Source organism: Desulfosarcina cetonica JCM 12296, assembly GCF_001311845.1.
Classification (GTDB): Bacteria; Desulfobacterota; Desulfobacteria; order Desulfobacterales; family Desulfosarcinaceae; genus Desulfosarcina; species Desulfosarcina cetonica.
Window position 1 is genome coordinate 1 of record NZ_BBCC01000113.1, and the last position, 20,125, is coordinate 20,125.

At 54.0% G+C, this 20,125-nt stretch carries 19 protein-coding genes and 1 pseudogene; 1 reads left to right on the forward strand and 19 read right to left on the reverse strand.

All coding sequences use genetic code 11. The annotated features are described in order from the left end of the window. The 7 genes from JCM12296_RS21675 to metK form a co-directional block, all read right to left on the reverse strand. Nucleotides 1–396 (reverse strand): HlyD family secretion protein (locus JCM12296_RS21675; RefSeq protein ID WP_172684024.1); only part of this gene is annotated, 396 nt, incomplete at its 3' end. 430 nt (nt 397–826) lie between these two features. Continuing rightward, a complete protein-coding gene (locus JCM12296_RS21680; protein WP_213182339.1) occupies nt 827–2,236 on the reverse strand; it encodes a gamma-aminobutyraldehyde dehydrogenase in 1,410 nt (469 codons plus the stop codon). A gap of 22 nt (nt 2,237–2,258) precedes the next feature. Next, a complete protein-coding gene (locus tag JCM12296_RS21685; protein ID WP_246804707.1) occupies nt 2,259–3,149 on the reverse strand; it encodes an aminotransferase class III-fold pyridoxal phosphate-dependent enzyme in 891 nt (296 codons plus the stop codon). 211 nt (nt 3,150–3,360) lie between these two features. After that, entirely contained in the window at nt 3,361–3,606 is a 246-nt protein-coding gene (locus tag JCM12296_RS45305; protein WP_246804709.1) for an aminotransferase class III-fold pyridoxal phosphate-dependent enzyme, read from the reverse strand. A gap of 8 nt (nt 3,607–3,614) precedes the next feature. After that, a complete protein-coding gene (locus JCM12296_RS21690) occupies nt 3,615–4,739 on the reverse strand; it encodes a diaminopimelate decarboxylase (protein ID WP_246804710.1) in 1,125 nt (374 codons plus the stop codon). A gap of 79 nt (nt 4,740–4,818) precedes the next feature. Beyond that, on the reverse strand, nt 4,819–5,289 hold the full coding sequence (locus tag JCM12296_RS21695; protein ID WP_054697921.1) for an SET domain-containing protein: 471 nt from the start codon (nt 5,287–5,289) through the stop codon (nt 4,819–4,821). A 173-nt stretch (nt 5,290–5,462) separates the two neighbouring features. Beyond that, on the reverse strand, nt 5,463–6,668 hold the full coding sequence (gene metK / locus JCM12296_RS21700; protein ID WP_054697924.1) for a methionine adenosyltransferase: 1,206 nt from the start codon (nt 6,666–6,668) through the stop codon (nt 5,463–5,465). A 690-nt stretch (nt 6,669–7,358) separates the two neighbouring features. On the opposite strand from metK, the gene JCM12296_RS21705 reads away from it, so the two are divergent. Then, the gene (locus JCM12296_RS21705) at nt 7,359–7,559 is read left to right on the forward strand and encodes a cold-shock protein (RefSeq protein ID WP_054697927.1); all 201 of its coding nucleotides are present in this window, start codon (nt 7,359–7,361) and stop codon (nt 7,557–7,559) included. A gap of 64 nt (nt 7,560–7,623) precedes the next feature. Here JCM12296_RS21705 and JCM12296_RS40105 read toward each other — a convergent pair whose 3' ends face one another. The 12 genes and pseudogenes from JCM12296_RS40105 to JCM12296_RS21760 all read right to left on the reverse strand — a co-directional run bounded on the left by JCM12296_RS40105 (nt 7,624) and on the right by JCM12296_RS21760 (nt 19,512). Further along, nucleotides 7,624–7,767 (reverse strand): hypothetical protein, encoded by a 144-nt coding sequence (locus JCM12296_RS40105; RefSeq protein WP_172684025.1) that lies wholly within the window; start codon nt 7,765–7,767, stop codon nt 7,624–7,626. Nucleotides 7,768–7,820: 53 nt separating this feature from the next. Further along, complete coding sequence (locus JCM12296_RS21710) at nt 7,821–8,681, reverse strand: ABC transporter substrate-binding protein (protein ID WP_054697930.1); 861 nt, start codon at nt 8,679–8,681, stop codon at nt 7,821–7,823. 216 nt (nt 8,682–8,897) lie between these two features. Beyond that, complete coding sequence (locus JCM12296_RS21715) at nt 8,898–9,686, reverse strand: ABC transporter ATP-binding protein (RefSeq protein WP_054697933.1); 789 nt, start codon at nt 9,684–9,686, stop codon at nt 8,898–8,900. Next, a pseudogene (locus JCM12296_RS50685) lies at nt 9,683–10,617 on the reverse strand (FecCD family ABC transporter permease). Before JCM12296_RS50685 ends, JCM12296_RS21715 begins: the two are co-directional and overlap by 4 nt. A gap of 188 nt (nt 10,618–10,805) precedes the next feature. Then, the gene (locus JCM12296_RS21725) at nt 10,806–11,555 is read right to left on the reverse strand and encodes an SPFH domain-containing protein (protein WP_054697936.1); all 750 of its coding nucleotides are present in this window, start codon (nt 11,553–11,555) and stop codon (nt 10,806–10,808) included. A 5-nt stretch (nt 11,556–11,560) separates the two neighbouring features. Then, on the reverse strand, nt 11,561–11,935 hold the full coding sequence (locus tag JCM12296_RS40110; protein ID WP_054697938.1) for a Rossmann-like domain-containing protein: 375 nt from the start codon (nt 11,933–11,935) through the stop codon (nt 11,561–11,563). Beyond that, entirely contained in the window at nt 11,935–12,402 is a 468-nt protein-coding gene (locus tag JCM12296_RS40115) for an enolase N-terminal-like fold-containing protein (protein ID WP_281492111.1), read from the reverse strand. The genes JCM12296_RS40110 and JCM12296_RS40115 overlap by 1 nt, the downstream gene beginning before the upstream one ends. Next, nucleotides 12,399–13,181 (reverse strand): ABC transporter substrate-binding protein, encoded by a 783-nt coding sequence (locus JCM12296_RS21740; RefSeq protein ID WP_054697944.1) that lies wholly within the window; start codon nt 13,179–13,181, stop codon nt 12,399–12,401. The genes JCM12296_RS40115 and JCM12296_RS21740 overlap by 4 nt, the downstream gene beginning before the upstream one ends. Before the next feature lie 249 nt (nt 13,182–13,430). Then, complete coding sequence (locus JCM12296_RS21745) at nt 13,431–14,063, reverse strand: class I SAM-dependent methyltransferase (protein ID WP_054697958.1); 633 nt, start codon at nt 14,061–14,063, stop codon at nt 13,431–13,433. Between the two features lie 181 nt (nt 14,064–14,244). Next, a complete protein-coding gene (locus JCM12296_RS21750) occupies nt 14,245–16,329 on the reverse strand; it encodes a TonB-dependent receptor plug domain-containing protein (protein ID WP_054697947.1) in 2,085 nt (694 codons plus the stop codon). Nucleotides 16,330–16,349: 20 nt separating this feature from the next. Next, nucleotides 16,350–18,614 carry a TonB-dependent receptor gene (locus JCM12296_RS21755; protein ID WP_213182331.1) on the reverse strand — a complete coding sequence of 755 codons (2,265 nt, stop codon included), beginning with the start codon at nt 18,612–18,614 and terminating at the stop codon, nt 16,350–16,352. Nucleotides 18,615–18,885: 271 nt separating this feature from the next. Next, nucleotides 18,886–19,512, reverse strand: a complete 627-nt coding sequence (locus JCM12296_RS21760; protein ID WP_054697950.1) for a DUF1287 domain-containing protein — start codon at nt 19,510–19,512, stop codon at nt 18,886–18,888. Nucleotides 19,513–20,125: the final 613 nt, after the last annotated feature.

The following is a 20,125-nucleotide window of genomic DNA, read 5'->3' on the forward strand; positions in this document are numbered from 1 at the left end:
TTTGCTGGCGTAGAGCCTGCGGTAACGCTCAAGGTCCTTTTCCGCCAGGGCCCGTTGGCTGCGTTGCTGCTCGAGTATGGCTGCGGCATAGCGCCGTTCTTCCTCGGCACGCTGCATCTCCGCCTGGGCGCTGCGCCGCCGGGCCGTGAGCTCGCGGATGTCCATGCGCGCCAGCACCTGCCCCCGGGATACCATGTCGCCTTCGCGCGCCAGAACCGCTTCCAGGCGTCCGGCCAGTTTGGTGGCGATGTCCACCTCGGTGGCCTCGATGCGCCCGTTGCCCGCCGCCAGACCCTCGGGGAGCGGATTTTGCCGCCGTCCGAACCAGAAATAGGCACCGGCGCCAGCCGCCAATATCACGATGGCGATGGTCCACTTGATCCAGTGTCGTCCCACGTGCGTCACCTCTCATCAGATGGTTGCCGCCTTGTCGGGCCGCCGTGAAGCGGGCCTATGCATGTTGAAAGCAACCGCGATGCCAGTTGGGGATGGGGCTGGATTGGGTTGAGTACCAAAGGGTTAGCCGTCGGCCAAGTCGGGGACGGCCGCAGGCTTGGGCTTTGATGGTGTTGGTGATTTTTACCGGTTGGCAAACAATCGAACAGGTGGGACGGTCACTGGGCGGGCCTTGCCGGTTGGGTTTGCCGCCCAGGATTCGCCTTTCGGTAGGGTTGACGGATTCGTAAAAAGCCCGAGATCAAGGCTTGCGAATCCTTAAGGAATGAGGCGTACTTAGCGTACGCCGCAGTGACGAGGGATACGCGTAACGCCGATATCGGGATTTTTACGAATCCGTCATGGTTCACTTTCGATGATATATCCGCTTCTATATTTTTACCATGATATGCCGGACAACCGTATAGTCTTCCAAGCCATACATGGAAAGGTCTTTTCCATATCCTGACATTTTAAAGCCACCATGGGGCATCTCGGATGCATACATGAAATACGTATTGATCCAAGTTACGCCATACTGAAGCATGGATGAGACCCTGTGCGCTTTTTGGATATCCTTGGTCCAGATCGATGAAGCGAGGCCATATTTTGAATCATTCGCCCATTCGATAACCTGATCGGTATCCTTGAACCGCGTCACCGAAACCACCGGCCCGAAGATTTCTTCCCGAACGACCTCGTCATCCTGAAGGGCATCAACAATCAGGGTCGGCTCAAAGTAGCAGCCCCGATCCATCTTATTCCCTCCGGCAACTATTTTTAAGTGAGGCACCTGTTTGGCCCGTTCGACAAACCCACTGACGATCTCCCGTTGGTCCATGGAGATTAACGGCCCAATATCATTCACATCGATACTCTTCACCGCGTCGGTCAGCTTTTCAACCACCTCGTCATAAATATTCTCATGAACATAGAGACGACATGCCGCGGTGCAATCCTGCCCCGCATTGTAGTATCCCCACAGTTTTATATTCTCAACCAAATCCGGAATATCACAATCGTCAAAAGCGATTATGGGCGCTTTTCCGCCCAACTCCAAATGGGTGCGCTTCACATTGGATGTGGCCGATTGCAGGACGTTTTTTCCGGTGCCCACCGAACCCGTCACCGAAACCATCTGAATCTTATCGTGCTCCGCAATGTGTTTTCCGATAACACTTCCCCTGCCGGTCACGATATTGAGCACGCCCGGGGGGAAAATTTCCTTGATATCCTCAACCAAGGCGAGAATGGACAAGGGGGTACACGCGGACGGTTTGAATACCACCGTGTTTCCGGCAGCCAGGGCCGGGGCGATTTTCCAGGCCCCCATCATCAAGGGATAATTCCAAGGCGCAATTTGCCCGACCACGCCGACCGGATCTCTTCTGATCATGCTGGTAAACCCCTCCAGATATTCACCGGAGGCACTACCGGACATACACCGGGACGCCCCCGCGAAAAACCGGAAATGATCAACGATCGCCGGTATCTCATCTTCAAGCATTCGTTGAAGGGGTTTGCCACAGTTAAGCGATTCGATTTTGGCCAGGCGCTCGCCTTTTTTTTCAATCCGATCGGCGAATTTAAATAAAACGTCCGCCCTGTCGGCAAAGGATTTTTTTTTCCAACCCGGAAATGCCCTGTTTGCCGCGTCAACCGCCGCATCCACCTGATTGATGGAAGCACTGGGAACCTCGGCGATAAATTCGTTATTTTCCGGACTTGAGAGCGTCGTTTTTTCGGCTTCGCCGGAAACGATATTTCCATTGATTAAAAGACGGGTATCCATCTTCTCCATAACACCTTTTCCCTTCAACCTTTCAAATGGCAATCGATTCCATTTCGTTCATTGTTGCGATGATGCTATCGCTTAAAATATCGACAATCCGATCCGCACCCGCTTTATCAATAATCAGGGGTGGCGATAATATACACAAATTCTCATAAGGCCTGACAATTAAGCCTTTTTCCTGGCAATGCGCATCCACTCTTTGGGCAACGGCAATATTCTCTTGCTCATTATCTGAAACCATGCATTCAACACACGCCATCAAACAAACGCCCCTGACATCACCGACGATGGGAAATTCCTTTAAGGTTTTCAGGCGTTTCATGAAATGAGAACCGACATCGAGGACATGATCATTGATTTTGTCCCGCTTCATTATTTCAAGATATTTTAAGGCCGCGGCGCAGGTCACCGGATGTCCTGAATAAGTAAATCCATTGGTGTAATAGGAGTTCTCACTTGCAGCGTCTCCGCTGATCCGATTGACCAACGTGTCTGAAATGATTGCCGCGCCCAGGGGTTGATAGCCGGAGGTGATCCCTTTTGCCACCGTGATGATATCGGGAACGATGCCGAAGACATCTTCGGATGCAAAATAGTGCCCCAGCCTTCCAAAAGCGGTAACGACCTCATCAGAGATATAAAGCACATCGTATTCTCGGCAGACATCCAATGTCTTTTTATGATATCCCGGCGGGGGAACAATCACCCCTCCCGAACCCATTACCGGCTCGGCGATGAAGCAAGCCACCCTGTCCGGCCCGATCTCTAAGATCTTATCCCTCAATTCGCCGACCCTAAGGTCGCAAAAGTCCTCTAGGCTCATTCCCGCGGGTTTTTTATAAGGATTGGGGTCAGCGGTGGCGTGAACGATATCGGTAATATAATTAAAATAGCTTCGGTCGCATTTCTTGCCATTCAAGGACGCCGTCAGATAGGTACTGCCGTGATAGGCATTCTCACGATAGATGATATGTTTTTTTCAGGTTGGCCAAGACAATTAAAATAATAATGCACAAACCGAATCGCGGACTCGACAGCCGTTGATCCACTGTTTGTGAATTGGAAACAGTTCAAATCGCCGGGCGTCAATTGGCTGAGTTCATGGGCCAATTGGATGGAGGGCGGACTTGTCATGGCGCCAAAGGGTGTATAGTAGGCCAGCTGAACACACTGGTCGCAATCGCTTTTGCCATTTCTTTGTTGCCATATCCCAGATTCACACACCACATGCCCGAGATCGCATCGAGATATCGATTCCCATCACTATCGAAAACATGGACGCCTTTGCCGGATTCAATAACCATGGAATCGGCATCGCTTCCCAAATCCGACCACGGATGAATAACATGCCTTTTGTCTTTTTCTGTTAGATCCATAATGACCTTTAAAATAAAAAGTTTTCAGAAACCTGTCCCCGCATGCAGTGATTGGACATCATGGAAGACGCGTATCCACCCGCATTGATAAAAACAAGTGGGTCTCCTTCCTGTATCTGATCCGGCATTGGGAAATTGTCTTTCCATACATCCAACGACTCGTTTATATTGCCCACGATCGTCACGGGTTTCATCTCATTGGTCTTTTGCTTGAGCACAACAGGCTCACAGGGTAGCCCGTAAAAAGTGGGCTCTATGGCCAGATTGAACCCGCCGTTGACCCCGATAAAATCCGTTTGCTGTTTTCTCTCGACGGTGTTGACCTCCAAAACCAGAAGCCCGCTGTCTTTTACGATATAATCTCCGGGTTCAACACAGATGGTAACCCCCTTGTTTCCAAAGTGGGATTTTATAATGGAAACCCAGGCATCCAAATCGAGCGGTGCATCATCCCTGTCATGGGGAACCCCCAGTCCGCCACCCAAATTGATGCACGCCAGATCCTTCACTTGGTCCACGAACCAGTGGGTTTCATCCAGGATTCCATTGAATATGGACAGTTGGTTGCTCAAATAGCCGCATCCGGTATGGAAGTGGATGGTGTCCACGGTGAAGTTATTCTCACTTGCCAGCCGCAACGCCTCCTCAAACTGATCCCTGTATATGCCAAACTTGGTCGTTTTCTCTCCGCTATACCTGAGGGCCTCGTTATCCCTGTAGCCAATCCCCACCGCCGGGTTGACACGGATTCCGATCTTGCGACCGGAACAAAACTGGCCCAATCGCCGGATGGTGCTCAAGGCGTCACAGTTTAAAACCACGTCGGGATTGTTGGCAAGCAACCGGAGCTCGTCGTTGGTCATCGAGTTTGCCGTATATGAAATTTCACTGCACGCAAAGCCGCAGGAAAAGGCATGTAATAATTCACCGGGAGAACATACATCCACCCCGCATTTCCCTCCGCTTTTGATAGCGGTCAGCACAGGGGCGAACCGGTTTGCTTTGATGGCGTAATAAATCCTATGCGCGTCAAGTTGACGCAGGGCATTGTGAAGCCGCTCGATATTTCGTGAAATCCGTCTTGCACTATAAAAAAAGGCTGGTGTCCCGGTTAAGCCGATCAAATCGGCCATTGAACGCCCTGAAAAAAACAACTGCCCATCTTTGTAACAGAGATCCTCCCGTTCCCACCACAAACGGTCTTTTTGTGGCTCATCCACATTTCCTTTCCAGGTCTAGAAGATATCGCCGGCCTTGTTCATTGATCGTTTCTTTTCGACCGGTCACCCATCCTCGGCAGTTGACCGAGCCACAGGCACAAGGAAATTGTTTAAACAAGATGTCTTCTGTTGAGGCATAATCCATGGTCAACGCCTCTCCTCTTTCAATATCCTGCAACGCCCAGATTTCAAGCGTGTTCATGTCCAACGCGACCAGTGGATCACATGAATGTAACAACAGTCCCGAAAAGTGTGGGTCATAAAGATGCAGGCAGGACGTTATCTGAAGGGTGTGCTGAAGAATATAGGGGACCGTGATCCCGGTCATTCTGGCAACCATTTCGCCCTTTTTGAAATTTCGTTTTACATAAATGCCGCTGCCTGTTGTCATGGAATGATTAATCGTGAAATCTTCTTTGCTGGGGTAGTTTTTGCCATCTTCCAATTCATAGGGATAAATCATGATACCTCTCTCTTTTAAAGTTTCACGGAATGAGGGATCGGAACTTACTTTTCGCTACCCTCCGCATCGGACCGGTGCGTTTCGGGTACATCAGGGGGGATATCTTCTGGCGCAACGTCACCCTGCTGCACCGAAACGCTTGGTCGATTGGCGTGACTGAACCAGGCGTTTTGTCACGCCACCTGATACGTTCGAACGCCAAGCGCTTCCTGCAGCGCGACGGTTTTGTCTGTCTGTTCCCATGGAAAGAGATTTCGCCCGAAGTGTCCTGCCACCGCGGTTTGTCGGTAGCTCCAATTTTCCGGTTCGGTTAATTTCAAATCCTTTACGATGGACGCCGGCCTGAAATCGAAAACAAACCCATCTTCCAGGACCCTCTGAATTTCAATCTCGTCCACCGTTCCGGTTCCGAAGGTGTCAAGATTGATGCTCAGGGGCTTGGCCACGCCAATGGCATAGGCTACCTGGATCTCGCATTTTTCCGCCAGGCCGGCGGCAACGATGTTTTTGGCCGCGTATCGGGCGTAATAGGCCGCCGATCGGTCGACCTTGGAAGGGTCCTTGCCGCTGAAAGCGCCGCCGCCATGGCATCCCACACCACCGTATGTGTCCACGATGATCTTCCGTCCGGTGAGGCCCGCATCGCCGTGGGGGCCGCCGATGACGAACTTGCCCGTGGGATTGACGAAGTAGGTGGTCTCCTTGTTCAGCAAACCGGTCGGTTCAAGCAGGTCGCGGGTCACATCGATCATATCCTTGCGAATCCGTTCCAGGGGAACATCCGCTGTCTGATGCGAAATGACGATATTGGTGATGGCCTTGGGTTTCCCGTTTTCGTGAAGAACGGATACCTGGGTCTTGGCATCCGGACGGAGATAGTCAATATCCCCCTGCTTGCGGATGTGCTGCAAATGCTCCAGAAGCATGTGGCTGTAATGGATCGGTGCGGGCATCAAAGATGTCGTGGCGTTGGTGGCATAGCCGAACATCATGCCCTGATCGCCTGCTCCCTGTTCCTTGAACAGCCCTTCATCCTCGGAAACCCCCTGGGAAATGTCGCTGGATTGGGGATGGATGAGGCATTGATATTTAAAACTATCGTGGGAAAAAAGCAGCTCTTTTTTATCGTAGCCGATCTCCTGAACGACCTTTCGCGCAATGGCTTCCGGGTCGATCTTTTCCCAACCGCTGCAGGTGATCTCTCCGAGATTGATGACAAAATCCGTGGTTACCGCAGTTTCACACGCCACCCGGCTGCGGGGGTCTTGCTCGAGGCAGGCGTCTAGTATTGCGTCGGAAATCTGATCGCAGAGTTTGTCCGGGTGTCCTTCGCTGACCGATTCGGAAGTAAAAATATGATCGACTTTCAATTTGCTCATGAAACATCCTTTGGGTTGTTGGTGAGTACATAAGGTTGCCTGAAATATCCGTCAGATCCCGATCCCATACCGTGGTTCTCTGTCGGAAACATAGAAGATGCAATTGCCAGCAATAGATGTGCCAGATGCCGGATTCGGTTTGCGAGGGCGGCCAGAAAAGAGTATTATGCTGTTATTATAAAGGATCTTGACGAGAATGCGCCGAGTATGATTTTTCTTGTGGAGAAATTCAAAGCACGAATGAAACCTGCTGCGGGAAAAATGGAAACGCCATTATTGTGAAATAATGAGGATGTGAGAAACATTTGCACATATGAATTACGTCGATGATGACACCTAACCCAGGACGGACCTGCCGCCTCACTGCTTCAATTTTGATAGGATTCAATGTAATTAGCCATTTTTTTGAATAGGCAAGGTGATCCTTTGGCTGTTTATGCATAAATGTAAATGTGCAATATTTACACAAACACATGGCACGGCCATTTTTTTGAGAAAAAATAAAGGCGCTTACCCGGTGATTCCCCCTTTTATTTTACTTGCTATTAATTTAACATGTGATATTGTACACAAATTGAAAAAGGTTGCCGGATTTGGTGGCCCCGTTTCTTGTTGAAGGGTTGACTTGAGGCTAATATAACCCCTTCGGTTTGAAACAATTATTTTTATTTTTTTTAGGAGAATATCAGCATGGCAAGTGGTATCGTAAAGTGGTTCAATGACAGCAAGGGATTTGGTTTTATCGAGCAAGAAAATGGCCCGGATGTTTTCGTTCATCATTCGGCAATCAACGCCACCGGATTCAGATCGCTCAAAGAAGGTGACCGGGTTTCTTTTGATATCGGACAGGGTCCCAAGGGTCCTGCCGCAGCCAATGTGACCGTGATCTAATATTTCGTTATTGAATTTTAAAAGGGATTCCTGCAGAAGTTTTGCGGAATCCCTTTTTTTTATCCTAAAAGCCAAGCAGGGATCCAAGTTCGGCCTCACTCAGCGTATGATGGTAGTAAAGCGAGTAGAATTCCCTGACCTTGCCTTCCAGCCACGCTTGGGAAAAAAGCGTTGGATAGAGAATGCGCGCGGTCCAGGGGATACCCACAATCCGGTTGACCCCCGGCGGCCGGTCGAACCAGTTGAAGGGCTGGCTGGGCGTCAGATGGACACGCCGGTTCTTGACGGCCGGCGTTTTTTGCCAGGAGCGTTGCCGGCCGCATGCATGGCAAAGGCTTGGCTGGTGGTGATGATCACCTCGGGCCGCCACATCAGCACCGATTCCAGGGTCACCGGCGTCATGCCCGAGCCTGCGGCGAGCTGGCAATCGGCCACGTTCAGGCCGCCACAAACATCGATCAACTGCGCGTGGGGCGAGCCGGACGGATCGGTCGAGAGCCCGTTGTTGCCCTCGGCATAATAGACGCGGACGCGGTCTTTTTCGGCAATCGTGGCCACCTTGCGCCGGACCTCGTCAAGCACGGTTTCATAGTAGCGGATCAGAACCTCGGCCCGGTCGGCAACGCCGAGCAGATTGCCGATAAACCGCAGGGTCGGGGCATAGCCAACGGCGTTGCGCGTGTCATCCACACACACGACCGGGATGGTTCCCATTTTTGCCTGGGTCAGTTCGGCCCTTGACGGGTCCATGCCCGGCTCGCACCCGGCAAAGACAAGGTCGGGCCGCGCGGCGATATAGGCTTCATAATTCATTGCCCGCCGTCCCCAGCCGAAGGTCGGCAGGTCGCGGTAGGCCTTGGGGATGAATTGGGTATCGTTTTTTGAGATCCTTCCCAGCCAGCCGCCGAGCTTATCCGGTGCCAGCATATACACAAAGGTGGTGGGTGGCGGAGCGGTGGCCAGGACGGTATGGATGGTTACCGGCACCTGCACCTTGCGGCCGGCCATGTCGGTGATGGTGCGCGTTAAGGGATGGGTTGGGGTCGCTGCCACCGGAGTCGTCGTCATGGCGGCCATGACGACAACGGCGACGGTCATCAGGATGCGAATCGGTTTGGGCATGATGATCCAGTCTCTCCTTTTGCATAGGGCTGTCCGGCCCATCTATTGAACATTGATGGACGCGTAACAAATTGTATTTTTAACGAATTCGTAAAAAGCCCGAGATCAAGGCTTGCGAATCCCGAGGAATGAGGCGTACTTTTGCGTACGCCGCAGTGACGAGGGATGAAGCGTAACGCCGATATCGGGCTTTTTACGAATTCGTCAACATTGGGGTTAATTTGCCTTTTGCGCGACCCGCCCAAGGGGAATCACAAACGGGCAGTCCCCGGCGATTCTCACGTTTGCCTTGATTCCGTAAACCGCTTCCAGGTTTTCAGCGGTCATCACCTCATCCGGCTGGCCACGGGCAACGATTCGGCCTTTTTTCATCATCATGATTTTGTCCGAATAGCGTGCGGCCATGTTGAGGTCATGGATGGCGATAATCGCGGTGAGCCTTCGCTGCCTGACGAGTCTGCGCAGGATCTCCATCACATCGATCTGGTGCCAGATGTCCAGGTTGCTGGTGGGTTCGTCAAGAAGAATGACGCCTGTTTCCTGGGCCAGGGCCCGGGCGATGAGCACTTTTTGCTGTTGCCCGCCGGACAGGTCGGAAAACGGTGCCAGGGCCAGATCTTCGATGCCGAGAAGCTGGAGCATTTCCCAGGCCTTGTCCTCGTCCTTGGCGCTGCCCTTCCATGCAAGGTGGGGGCGTCTGCCCATCAGGACCACATCGAACACCGTATTGGGAAAGACTCTCGGCGCGTTTTGCGGAACGTAGGCAATCCGGCTGGCGATGTCGCGCCGCTTCATCCGGATGACATCGCAACGGTCCACGCTGACCTTGCCGGACGCGGGCATGAGAATGCGATCAATGCATTTGATCAGGGTCGATTTGCCCGATCCGTTGGGGCCGACGACACTGACGATCTGGCCGTCGCCCACATCCATGCAGAAATCCCGCAGCACACGGCTGTGTTGATAACCGAAGTTCAGGTTTTGGATGGCCAGTTTATGGATCATGACCAAAACTCCCGGCGTTTGCCCTTGAGGATGAGAACCATGAAAAGGGGAACCCCGATGATGGACATGATGATGCCCGTGGGGATCACCACCGCGTGCAACAGGTTCATGGAAACGGCATTGGCGATGAGCAGCAGGGCCCCGCCGATGCCGCCGGCGGCGGGAATGAGGTAGCGGTGGTCGTTTCCCAGGATGATGCGGCCGATATGCGGGGCCACCAGCCCGATGAAGCCGATGACCCCGATAAAGGAGACCACGGCGGCCACCAGCAGGCTGGCCACGGCCATGACCAGTACCCGGATGCGGTTGGCCTCCACACCCATGCTTTTGGCGCTCTCGTCGCCCGCGGTCATCAGATTGAGATCCAGGCCTTGCTGTAAAGCAGTGGCAGACAAACGGCCGATACAACGCCGAGAAACAGCATGCTATGCCAGTTGAGGTCGTTGAGGGAGCCCATGCCCCAGTACGACATCACCGTGCGCTGGTCATCGGTGGCAATATAGGAGAAGAGCTGGTTGGCCGCCTGGAAGAGATAGTTCACGGCGATTCCGGCCAGGATCAAGGTCTCGGAGGTCGCGCCCTTGAGGGTGGAAAGGGCGATAATCAGCCCGGAGCAGAAAAGGGCGCAGACAAAGGCATTGCCCACCAGAAAGTACGGCCCGTCCAGGACGGTGACGCCGCAAACCGCGGCCAGTGAGACCCCGAAATGCGCGCCCGAGGAGATTCCCAGGGTAAACGGGCTGGCCATGGGGTTCTTCAACACGGCCTGCATCACGCAGCCACAGGCGCTCAGGCCGAATCCGGCAAGGATGGCGCCGCCGACCAAGGGTAGACGGATCTGCCAGACCACATGGTCGATGAGCGGATCGATGGCGAAAAAGTCGGGGACCAGTCGGTTGGCCAGGGTGCGGTAGACCTCGGTAACGCTCATGGGAACCTGACCCAGGGTAATGACGATGCTGGCGGACAGGATGAGAAGCCCGGCCAACCCGGCGATGAACAGCGTCTTGCGCCAGATGGAAACCGCGTGGGCCGCCTGGGTCGAACCGCTCCGGCCGTCCCTGGCCCGTATGGCATGGCCAAGGCTTGCAGGGGCCCGCAAACGGCCCTTCAGCGTGCTCACCGGTTGAAGGCCTTGGCATAGGCCAGGGCCGTGCCCGGATGGTCAACGCCATGGGTGACGACAATCAGGTTGCGTTCCTTGGCGATCTCGGAAAGGTTCTGGAATTCACGGAGTTTCAGCGCCACTGGGGTCTGTTCATACAGGCGCGCGGCGTCACTCATGCGCTCGGAGGCCTGATGCTCGCCATCGGCAAGGATGATCCTGGCCCGCCTTTCCCGTTCGGCTTCCGCCTGACGGGCAATGGCTCGCAGCATGTTCTCGGGCAGGGCAATGTCCCGGATGGTGACGATATCCACCTGAATCCCCCAGGGCACGGTCACCGCTTCCAGGGCCGCCTGGATCTTTTGATTCAGGGCTTCCCGGTCGGCCAGGATCGTGTCGAGATCCCCCTGACCCAGGACATCCCGGAGCATGGTCTGGGCGATCAACGCCGTCGCCCCCTGGTAATCCTCGATTTCCACAATCGCCCGGATGGGGTCGGTGACGTGATAGTAGATAATGGCATCCACATCCACACTGATATTGTCACGGGTGATGATGGTTTGCTTGGGAACGTCGAGTTGCCTGACCCTCAGATCGACACGTACGATCTGGTCCACCAAAGGAATGATGAAAAACAGCCCGGGTCCCTTCATGCCGGCCAGGCGGCCGAACCGGAAAACGACCGCCCGCCCGTATTGACGCGTGATGCGAATCGATGCAAGGGCCAGACTACCGATGACCATGACACTCAAAAGAAATTCCATACTTGTCACCGCTGCATGACTTTAAATATCATCTCCCCGGCGCATACCTTGCCGTTCAGCATTCCTCCGCTTTGCGTCAGCTTCCCGATCACCGCTTCCGGATGGGTGACAAAAGCGCCGGCAAGCATATGCGCGCCGTAATCGAACAAGACCTCGGACATGATGGTGCTGGGTCCGAGGATGATGGTATAGGCATGGCTGCTGCGGGCCAGGGCCAGCAGCCGTTCCATGGATTTGTTGATCAGTGTGGAGCCTGTCATGATCAGCAGATCACAGTCGGGAATCACGTATTCGGCCGCCGAATCCGGGAGAATTCCTTGCCTGGGATCCAACTGAAAGGGATCGAGTTCCAGGACGCAGGCTTGCTTGGCAATCCCCATCAGCCGATTCGTGAAGGGAAAGCGCCCACGATGACGACGTTCGCGCCGGCACCTTTTTCCATGATCATCGTTTGCGCGTTGATATCGGTACTGTTCGCCGGTGGGGCGATCATTGAGGAAATCGCCGCGCATCCGAGACTGGCTTCGACAAGATTCCACGAGTGGGCATATTCGGCAAGTTCCAGCGTCGTCAGACGGTTCAGATGGCCCATGTTTCGGGTGTAGTTGCCGTGCTTGACCGGTACGCCATAGGTTTTGGCCAAACCGCAGTATTTGCCATGCACGGCCGTCCATGAAATACCCACCCGCGCATCCTTGACCGTTGCGCTGTTTTTTGCGCCAGCATCGATAAGATCTTCAATGAGCCTGCTTTTTTCATGCTTTGATTTCTTTCCATATCGTTTATACCTGACATCGCAACCGATTGTCTCTGAAGGAGAGGGATATACGAGGGGCGCGAGCTTTATTGCCCGATGATCCGTCTCGCCGCATCGGCCGACAGGCGGATGCCCAGGAACAGGCGATAAAAATCCTGGGTTTCCTCGACCAGATCCACGGTGTAGGCTTCCGGGTAGAGGCGCTGCATCAGCCACTTGAGGCCGAGAATGCGCATGAAGGAAGGCGGCCGATCGAACCAATTGAACGGTGTGCGCGGAATCAGATGGACGCGGCCGTCGCGTACCGCCTGGATGCCGCGCCATGCCGGATCATGCCGGATACCGTCGACAAATTCCTGATCCTGGGCAATGATCACATCGGGATCATAGGCCTTGACCTGTTCGATGGTGACCCGCTCCAGGCCCATGTGGCAGGACGTGTGGCCACGGTGGACATTGACATCCCCGGCGAGCCGCAACAGGTGCACATGCAGGGAATCGTCGCACTCGGTGGCGAGCCCGTCCTTGCCTTCCGCGTAGTAGACCCTGGGTCTGAGGGGTTTGGGGAGGGACTTGAGCGTATCCGCCACCTCGTCCAAGGCTTGCCGGCACCAGGCGGCTTGTTGGGCGGTGTGTTCTTCCTTGCCGAAAAGCCTGCCGAGAAAGGCATAGGCTTCCGGGTAGTCGGGCAAATCCGCCAGATCGCCCACGGTCACATAAACATAGGGAATATTCAGCTTGCCCAGGATCTCTTCCGATCGCTGATGAATCGGCGCATGTTTGTCGCCCCAGATAATGAGCAGATCCGGATGGGCCGCGACCAGCGCCTCGGTATTGGAAAGCCTGCCGATCACGGGCAGGTCGTGCACACACGGCAGAAGATACGGCTTGTCTTCTGCTGAGCGGGAACATCAACCCGGCAAGGGTTTCCGGCGCCACCGAGTAGAGGATGGCAAACCCGTAAGGCGATGGGGCATAGGCCGTTTTGATGACGTCCGGGAGAATCACCTTGCGGCCGGCCATGTCCGTAATCTCACGGCCCAGGGCAGGCCCGATGGTTGCCCAGAAAACGGTGAGAAGCAGGCAGAAGGTCAGGAGGAAATAGATTTTCATCGGCATCATGGTTTCTCCTTGAATTTCTCCATCTGGATCCACATGCCATCATCGCCTTTGGTCACATGGAACTGGGGAATCCCGGATTTTTGAAGAATTTCGTTATAATCCCGCTTCATCATCCGGTTGCAGGGGCCGTCGCGGCGCTGACGATCCCTTGACGGTTCGATGCCGCGGGCTTGCATGGCGGCGGCGATTTGCGCTTGGATTTCGGGTGTTCCCCGGCCGCCGCCGACAAAGGCTTTTCCTCCCGGAGCCAGCACCCGGTAGACTTCTTTCAAGGCGATCTCCGGATCTTTCCAAAAAGGGATCGATCCACGGCTGATGACCAGATTGACCGAGCCGTCTTCCAGGGGAATGCGGTGAACATCCCCAAGCAAGGTCCGTGCTTTTCCCTGCAATCCATCCTCAACGATATGCGCGTCGGCTTTTTCCAGCATCGCGGAAGAGACATCCAGAAAAATGAGGTTCAGGTCGGTGATTTTGGCCAGGGCCAACCCCAGGTAGCCGCCACCGCAACCCGCATCCAGGCAGACACCGCGGGTGACACCGGTGCTTGCTTTGATGTGTTGGGCATAATAGGCGTACATGCACGCGTTCAGGCCCCGTGCGCGTTCATCATATCGGGAAACGTTCATTTTTTTGACCTGATTTGACCTAAGGTTGCCGAAAATTAATAATTCCACCATCCTGCTTGTCTTTGTGCCCGTCTACCGCGTTGCCGCCACCGGCACATATTCTCGATATGCACCGGTGGCGGCGCCTTGTAGACGACCCCAAATCCGGCGCGATCTGGGGGAATTATTAATTTCCGGCAACCTAAAAGGATAGTGAGAATTCGGCGCCCAGGGTCCGGCCCCGATCCGGATAGTAACCCGTTACATACCGCGTGGAGTAGTCGTCATCCAAAAGATTGCGGCCGAACAGGGTGATGGACAAAAGGCATTTCTGGATATTGAAATCCCTTCTGATATTGGCATTTAAAAGGGTGTAGTCCCCCAGGTCTTTTTCATCGGCGACGCCCATGGGACTGCCGGATCGTGTCCAGCCATCCACGATCTTCAGGGAGAGATTGGCTTTGTAGGCGCCCCACCGATGGCTCAGTGTCGCCAGGTAGCTGTTTTCCGGCGATGTGACGCCGATGGCGTCCGTTGTCTCCCCGTCACTGGTGGATTCGCTTTTCAGCATATGGGTCCAGGTCAGTTGGTAGGCGGTGTTCTTGCCGATATTGCCGCTGATCAACAGCTCGATGCCCTGCCGAAGTTCGTCGGACTGCTCGTAATAGTAGTAGGTGGCGCCGTCGATGTCGTAGGTTGAATCCGTTGCGGATTTCTCATTTTCGGTATCGATCCTGAACCAGGTCACCGTCGGCCGGAAATAGTCGGCAAAGGCGGCGGACAGGGCGACTTCGATGCGATCCTGGCGTTCAGGGTCCAGGCTGCCGGTTTCCGAGCGCATGTCAAAATCGCCGGTGGTTCCCTGCTTGCCGTAAAAGTACCGGCCGTCCAGGGCATAGATATCGGCGATTTGTAAGTGGGCGCCCATGGCAAAGATTTTCGAAGGATCCATGTCGACATCATTGTTGGCATCATCGGTGGCCTGACGCTCGCTCCTGCCGGAACTGGAGTTGTCGATGTGTTTCGTATCCTGCCGATAACCGGCATCCAGAATCAGATTGCCGTCGAAGAGGCGCTGTTCAACCGACGTCGACCAGCCGCTTACCGTGGTATCGTACTTGTTATAGCCCCTGCTGAGGTTGGGGCCGTAACCGGTGCTGTTGGAATACTGCCAGCCGAGTTGGATCAAGGTGCCGCCGAAGCGGGAGTTGTGACGCACGCCGAATCCCTTGGTATCCTCTTCATATTCCTTGGTGGTCGTTGTCGATGAGACAAAGCTGTCGTTATGCTCGGTCTGCTCGTAGTCGACCTGAAAGGCGTTGAACAGGGTTGAATGATTCGGGCTCCAATGGATGCCCATGTCGCCGGAGTAAACCTTGGTTTTCAGCGGGTCATAGTACCACTTGGCGTCGGAAAGCGTTCCGTCGTCGGCGATACCGCGCTGCATCTCAAAATCTCCCCGGTCTTGATAGGTCATCAGGTTCACGTTCACTTTGCCGAATCGGCCGCCGGCATTGATCATCCCGTTTTTTGAGCTTCTTCCGTCGAACCAGCTGTCCTCGCTGGGGCGGTCCAGCATGGCTGCCAGGCCGCCGACATAGCCTTCCCATCGGGAAGACCCGGTGTAGCGCGTGCCGGCATACAGGCTGGCATGGGTGGCCGCCGGGTGGCCGCCGGTCGATTTTTCGATCGACCCTTTCAAGGTCGCGGTGGTCTTTTGCGGCTGCTTGGTCCGGATAATGACAAACCCCGTATTGACGCCCGAGCCGGAATTGGAGGCCCCGATGGGGATTGAGGGACCGATGGTAAGGGCCGTGGAACCGCGCACGATCTGCATCTCTTCGATGGCCGCCACCGGGAATTTGTACAAGATCCGGTCGGTGGACGGCGGCAGCACGGCGCCGTCGATGATGTAGGTGAAGCTCCCGCCGCCGCGGGTTTGGATGAAGAACGGGTGTTTGCGGCCCTGGTAGGTCACGTCAATGCCCACGGCTTTATCCAGAAGATCATAGACATCGCTGGGTTTCAGATCCTGGATCTCTTCCTGGGTCAGTACTTGGGTGCCGAACCGGGCACTGGCCTCGACCCGGTAGGGGTTGGTGATGCTGTCCAGGTCCAGATCCCGGCGCCGGGAATCATTCTCGTCGACCACCGTGACGGGTTCCAGCTGCTGGGCCTGGGAGGGGCTGTTTTTGGTTTGGGTTTCCGCCGCTTCCTCGGCAAATGCCGGTACACAAGTGGCCATCGACAAGAGCATCGCGCACAACATCAACAGGCAGAATCTCATTTTCCTCTTTCCTCTCAAATTTAAAATGAAAGCGAAACCGTTGCATACATCGTAAACGGCGCACCCGTCTGATAGGATGAGCCCAGGGTCTGATAATCGGATGTATTGATGATGCTGATGTACTCCTTGTCGAAGATGTTGTTGAGTGACAGCGAAACATCCATTTTCTTGATCGGTGTTTGCGGGAAGGTTTTGCTATAGGTGACATCGAAATCAAAGATTACGGCGTCGTCGATTTTTTCTTCCTGGAGAATATCGCCATATCTGCTGGAGCAGTACCGGACAACCGGGGAAAAGGAGAAATCGCCGATGCGATAGCTCAGCATGCCTTTGACGAGGAATTCCGGGGCGTCCGGTACCTGGTTGCCGTCCACGGAAATCGTTTCGCCGGCCTTGTTGCTGATATCCTGGGAAAAATAGAAGCGGTTGTAGGAAAAGGAGGCGTAAAGCGAGAGATTTTTAAAGGGCATGGCGCCGACTTCGAGTTCAGCCCCATAGGCGTCCGCGTCAAAAATGGCGGCAGGGAAGGTCGCGTCGAGGGACGCGTCATAATAGATGGCCGTTTTGTTGCGGTGCTTGGCATAATAGATGGTGGGAACGATATACAGTTTGTCGGTGATATATCTGAATCCGAAGTCGAAATTGTCCGCGATTTCCAGCTCCTGGTTGTCCCAGAGGTCCTGCAGGGTGATGCCCTTGGCATCGAACGCACTCTTCTGGGAAATAAAGAAAGGATAAAGCGCCACACTCATGCCATAGTTTCGGCCGTAGGAAAAATAGCAGCTCAGTGAATCGGTCAGAACATAGCTCACGCCGGCATTGGGAAGGATCTCATGGAAATCCTTGGACTCGGCGCTCGCGCTGGCTACGATGCCGGTGGACCTTCCCAGGGCGGATTCATAGCTGACGTCCGGAATGCCCTGGGTGTTGTAGGTGGTGATCTCAGGCATGGCATAATTCAGATATTTCATGCCGGCGTCAAACTGAAACCGACCGATGGCATATTTGCCGGACACAAAAGGTGTTTGCTGACGATGACGGGATGAATCGGAAAGAATCTGCCATTTGTCGAAAACGAGCCTGCCGTTGGACACCCGGTATAATTTCCAGGAGGTGGGCGGTCCGGGTCTTTCCTGTTCAAGATAAAAATAGCCGATATCAAGATCCAGGGCGTTCCACTTCACGGCGTATTTCGCCTGCACGCCGTTGAGGTCGTGATCGATGTCCCATTTGCGAATCCGGTTCTGGCCGTTTTTCATGGTGATCGTTTCTTGATAATACCCCCTGTCATTCCAATAAAATGGCTTTAGCGTTAGTTTTGAATTTTCCGTAACGGCATATTCGATATTGGCCAGAATATTGTGGTCTTCGAACTTGTTTTTGTTATATCCATAATAAAAATAATCAGATCGGTTGTCGGTAAAATCAGAATCGTAATTCTCGCCAAGTGATGCGGCCTGCTGAAAATTGAGCGGCCGGTAGGAATTGGCCTCTGTCTTGTTGTAGATGGAGAAAAACTCGAATTTGAGTCTGTCGCCGATGATTTGACTCAACCCCAGCATCGCATTTTGGCGCTTTGCATCGCCTTCACCCTTCCACTTGTCCGCGGCAGTATTGGAATAGGAAATGAACCCGGCCGTTTGGGAAGGTAGTGTGCCTGAGTCAAGCCGTAAGAAGGTCCTCCTGGCGTCATGACTGCCCAAGGTCTGTTTCAGGTTGAACCCGAAGTCTTCTTCCGGCCGTTTGACCTGCATATCGATTTTTCCACCGATATTCGTGAGGCCGAACCCCTTTTCCGCGGGCACGCCTCCCTTGTAAATGGATATGCTGCTGAAGTTTTCCATGTCGTAGATATTGGCGCCACCCCCCGGTCTTGCCGACATCGGAACGTTTTCCATGTTGATGGGGGTGGCGGGGTTGCCTCCCCCTGTCGGTTCAATCCCTCTGAAGCGAAACGACTCGTGATAATTGCTGATATCGCCCAGACCCAGGGGGTCCACGCTTTGCTGATGCACGGATGGGATCAGATTGATGGCCTTTGGCACGGACATCATGGCCGTGGGCCCGAGGGCGCCTATCCCCTTTTCGGTGATTTTTGTTTTGGTGTTGGTTTCCGTAAAAAGAGGCCCTACAAATTCTTCTTCCTCGAATCGGCCTTCCACCACGACCTCGGGTAACGTGACGATATCTTTTTGCTCATTTTCATCCTGTGCATTTGCCGGTGTGAGAAACAGGGTCAACAAAACGAACAGCACAGATCCGATACAAGTGAAACCTCCCATCATCCCTTCCTTTCATCACGTTTATCCATGGTGGTAGAGCACATGCCGATGTCAATGCAAAGCGGTACAAGCCGTTACAATGTAATTTTAAAACGTAATTAATCGTTAAATAGGGTCATCGCCCAATACATTATAGATTATAAAAAAGTCAAATAATATTTATAAACGTCATTATTGATTGCCGTGTGCCGGATCAAGATGCCGGATTTGACCCGGCATCCCGAACCCGTTTAATGGGGGGCGATTGGCTTTCTTCAAACGGCAGGGCGGGCTTTTAATTCATGCGGTAGTGGCCGGTCAGGGGAAACTCGAAAAGCCGGGCTTCCTCCCTTGCGCCGGCGCCGATGTTGTGGATCACATAGGGTACGCCGGTGGCGGTTTTGCGATTGCTGACGATCATGATGTGTGGCCGGTGGCGCGGAACGGTGCAAGTCACCAGGTCTCCCGGGCGATAATCCGCCGGGCGGGATGAAACAGGAAGGGCCCAGCCCTGGCGCTTGAAAAAGGTTTGCAGGTTGGGCACCCGGCGATGATCGATATTGGGATCCGGCCGGGAAAGACCCCAATGTCGTGGATAGCGGTCAAAATGGGCGCGCATATCCGCATGCACCCGTTGTTGCAGATCCAGTCCGAAAGCATCGCGCATGGCGCGGATCACCACATCCGTGCAGACGCCGCGATCGCGCGGGACATCGCCTCCCGGATAGGTGAGCTTGACATAGGCGGGATCGTAAATGCGCGTGATCCCGATCTGGGCGCGGGCCGCGGTCACCAGCCCCGACGGCGGGTCGGCCACAACCAAGAGGGCCGGGACGCCGAGCAGGAGTCCGATGAGGACAAGCAGCGCCGTTATCCGCCGTACGGGAAAAACGGGTTGGTGCTGATTGGTGCGGGGTCGCATGGGATGCGCGTCCTTTTGTTCTTTGCTGTCATGGACCGCTCCTATATCCCACGTGATGTCATCGTTTATCGTGGTTTGCTGTAGGAGCTGGCCATGCCTGCGACCATTGTTTTTGGAGCTGGCACACACGGCAATGCTTATTATTATCTCCTGCATTTTCTAAACAATGCCAAAACGGGAAACGCTCAGGTTAGGTTTTAACGTCTATAGCATCGGACTGGCGGGCCAACAAGGGGATGCATCCTTATTTGTATAGCCTCGGAGCGTGTAAGATCGATACAGCTACATCCCCTTATTTTCGTAAAAAGTGTAACATCTTTTCACAACCAGAATTGCGCCGCTGAGCATCGTGGTGGTGAATTGTCAATTAATTTAGATGTTTTTGGCCATACGCACATAATTCAGCCTATGGTACTATATTTGCTATTATTTCTCAACGCTTGTGACATGCTCTGATGATTGGATGGCTTTGAGGCGGACATTATTATCAGGGGGGCAGTTTTTTACTGAAGACGAAGGTCTGAGAATTCAACCGAACGAGGAACAAGGAATCCGGCCGGGAACATCTGTGGGGGATGAAAAGGCTACTGGGATCTGAGCTGAAGCGCTAAAA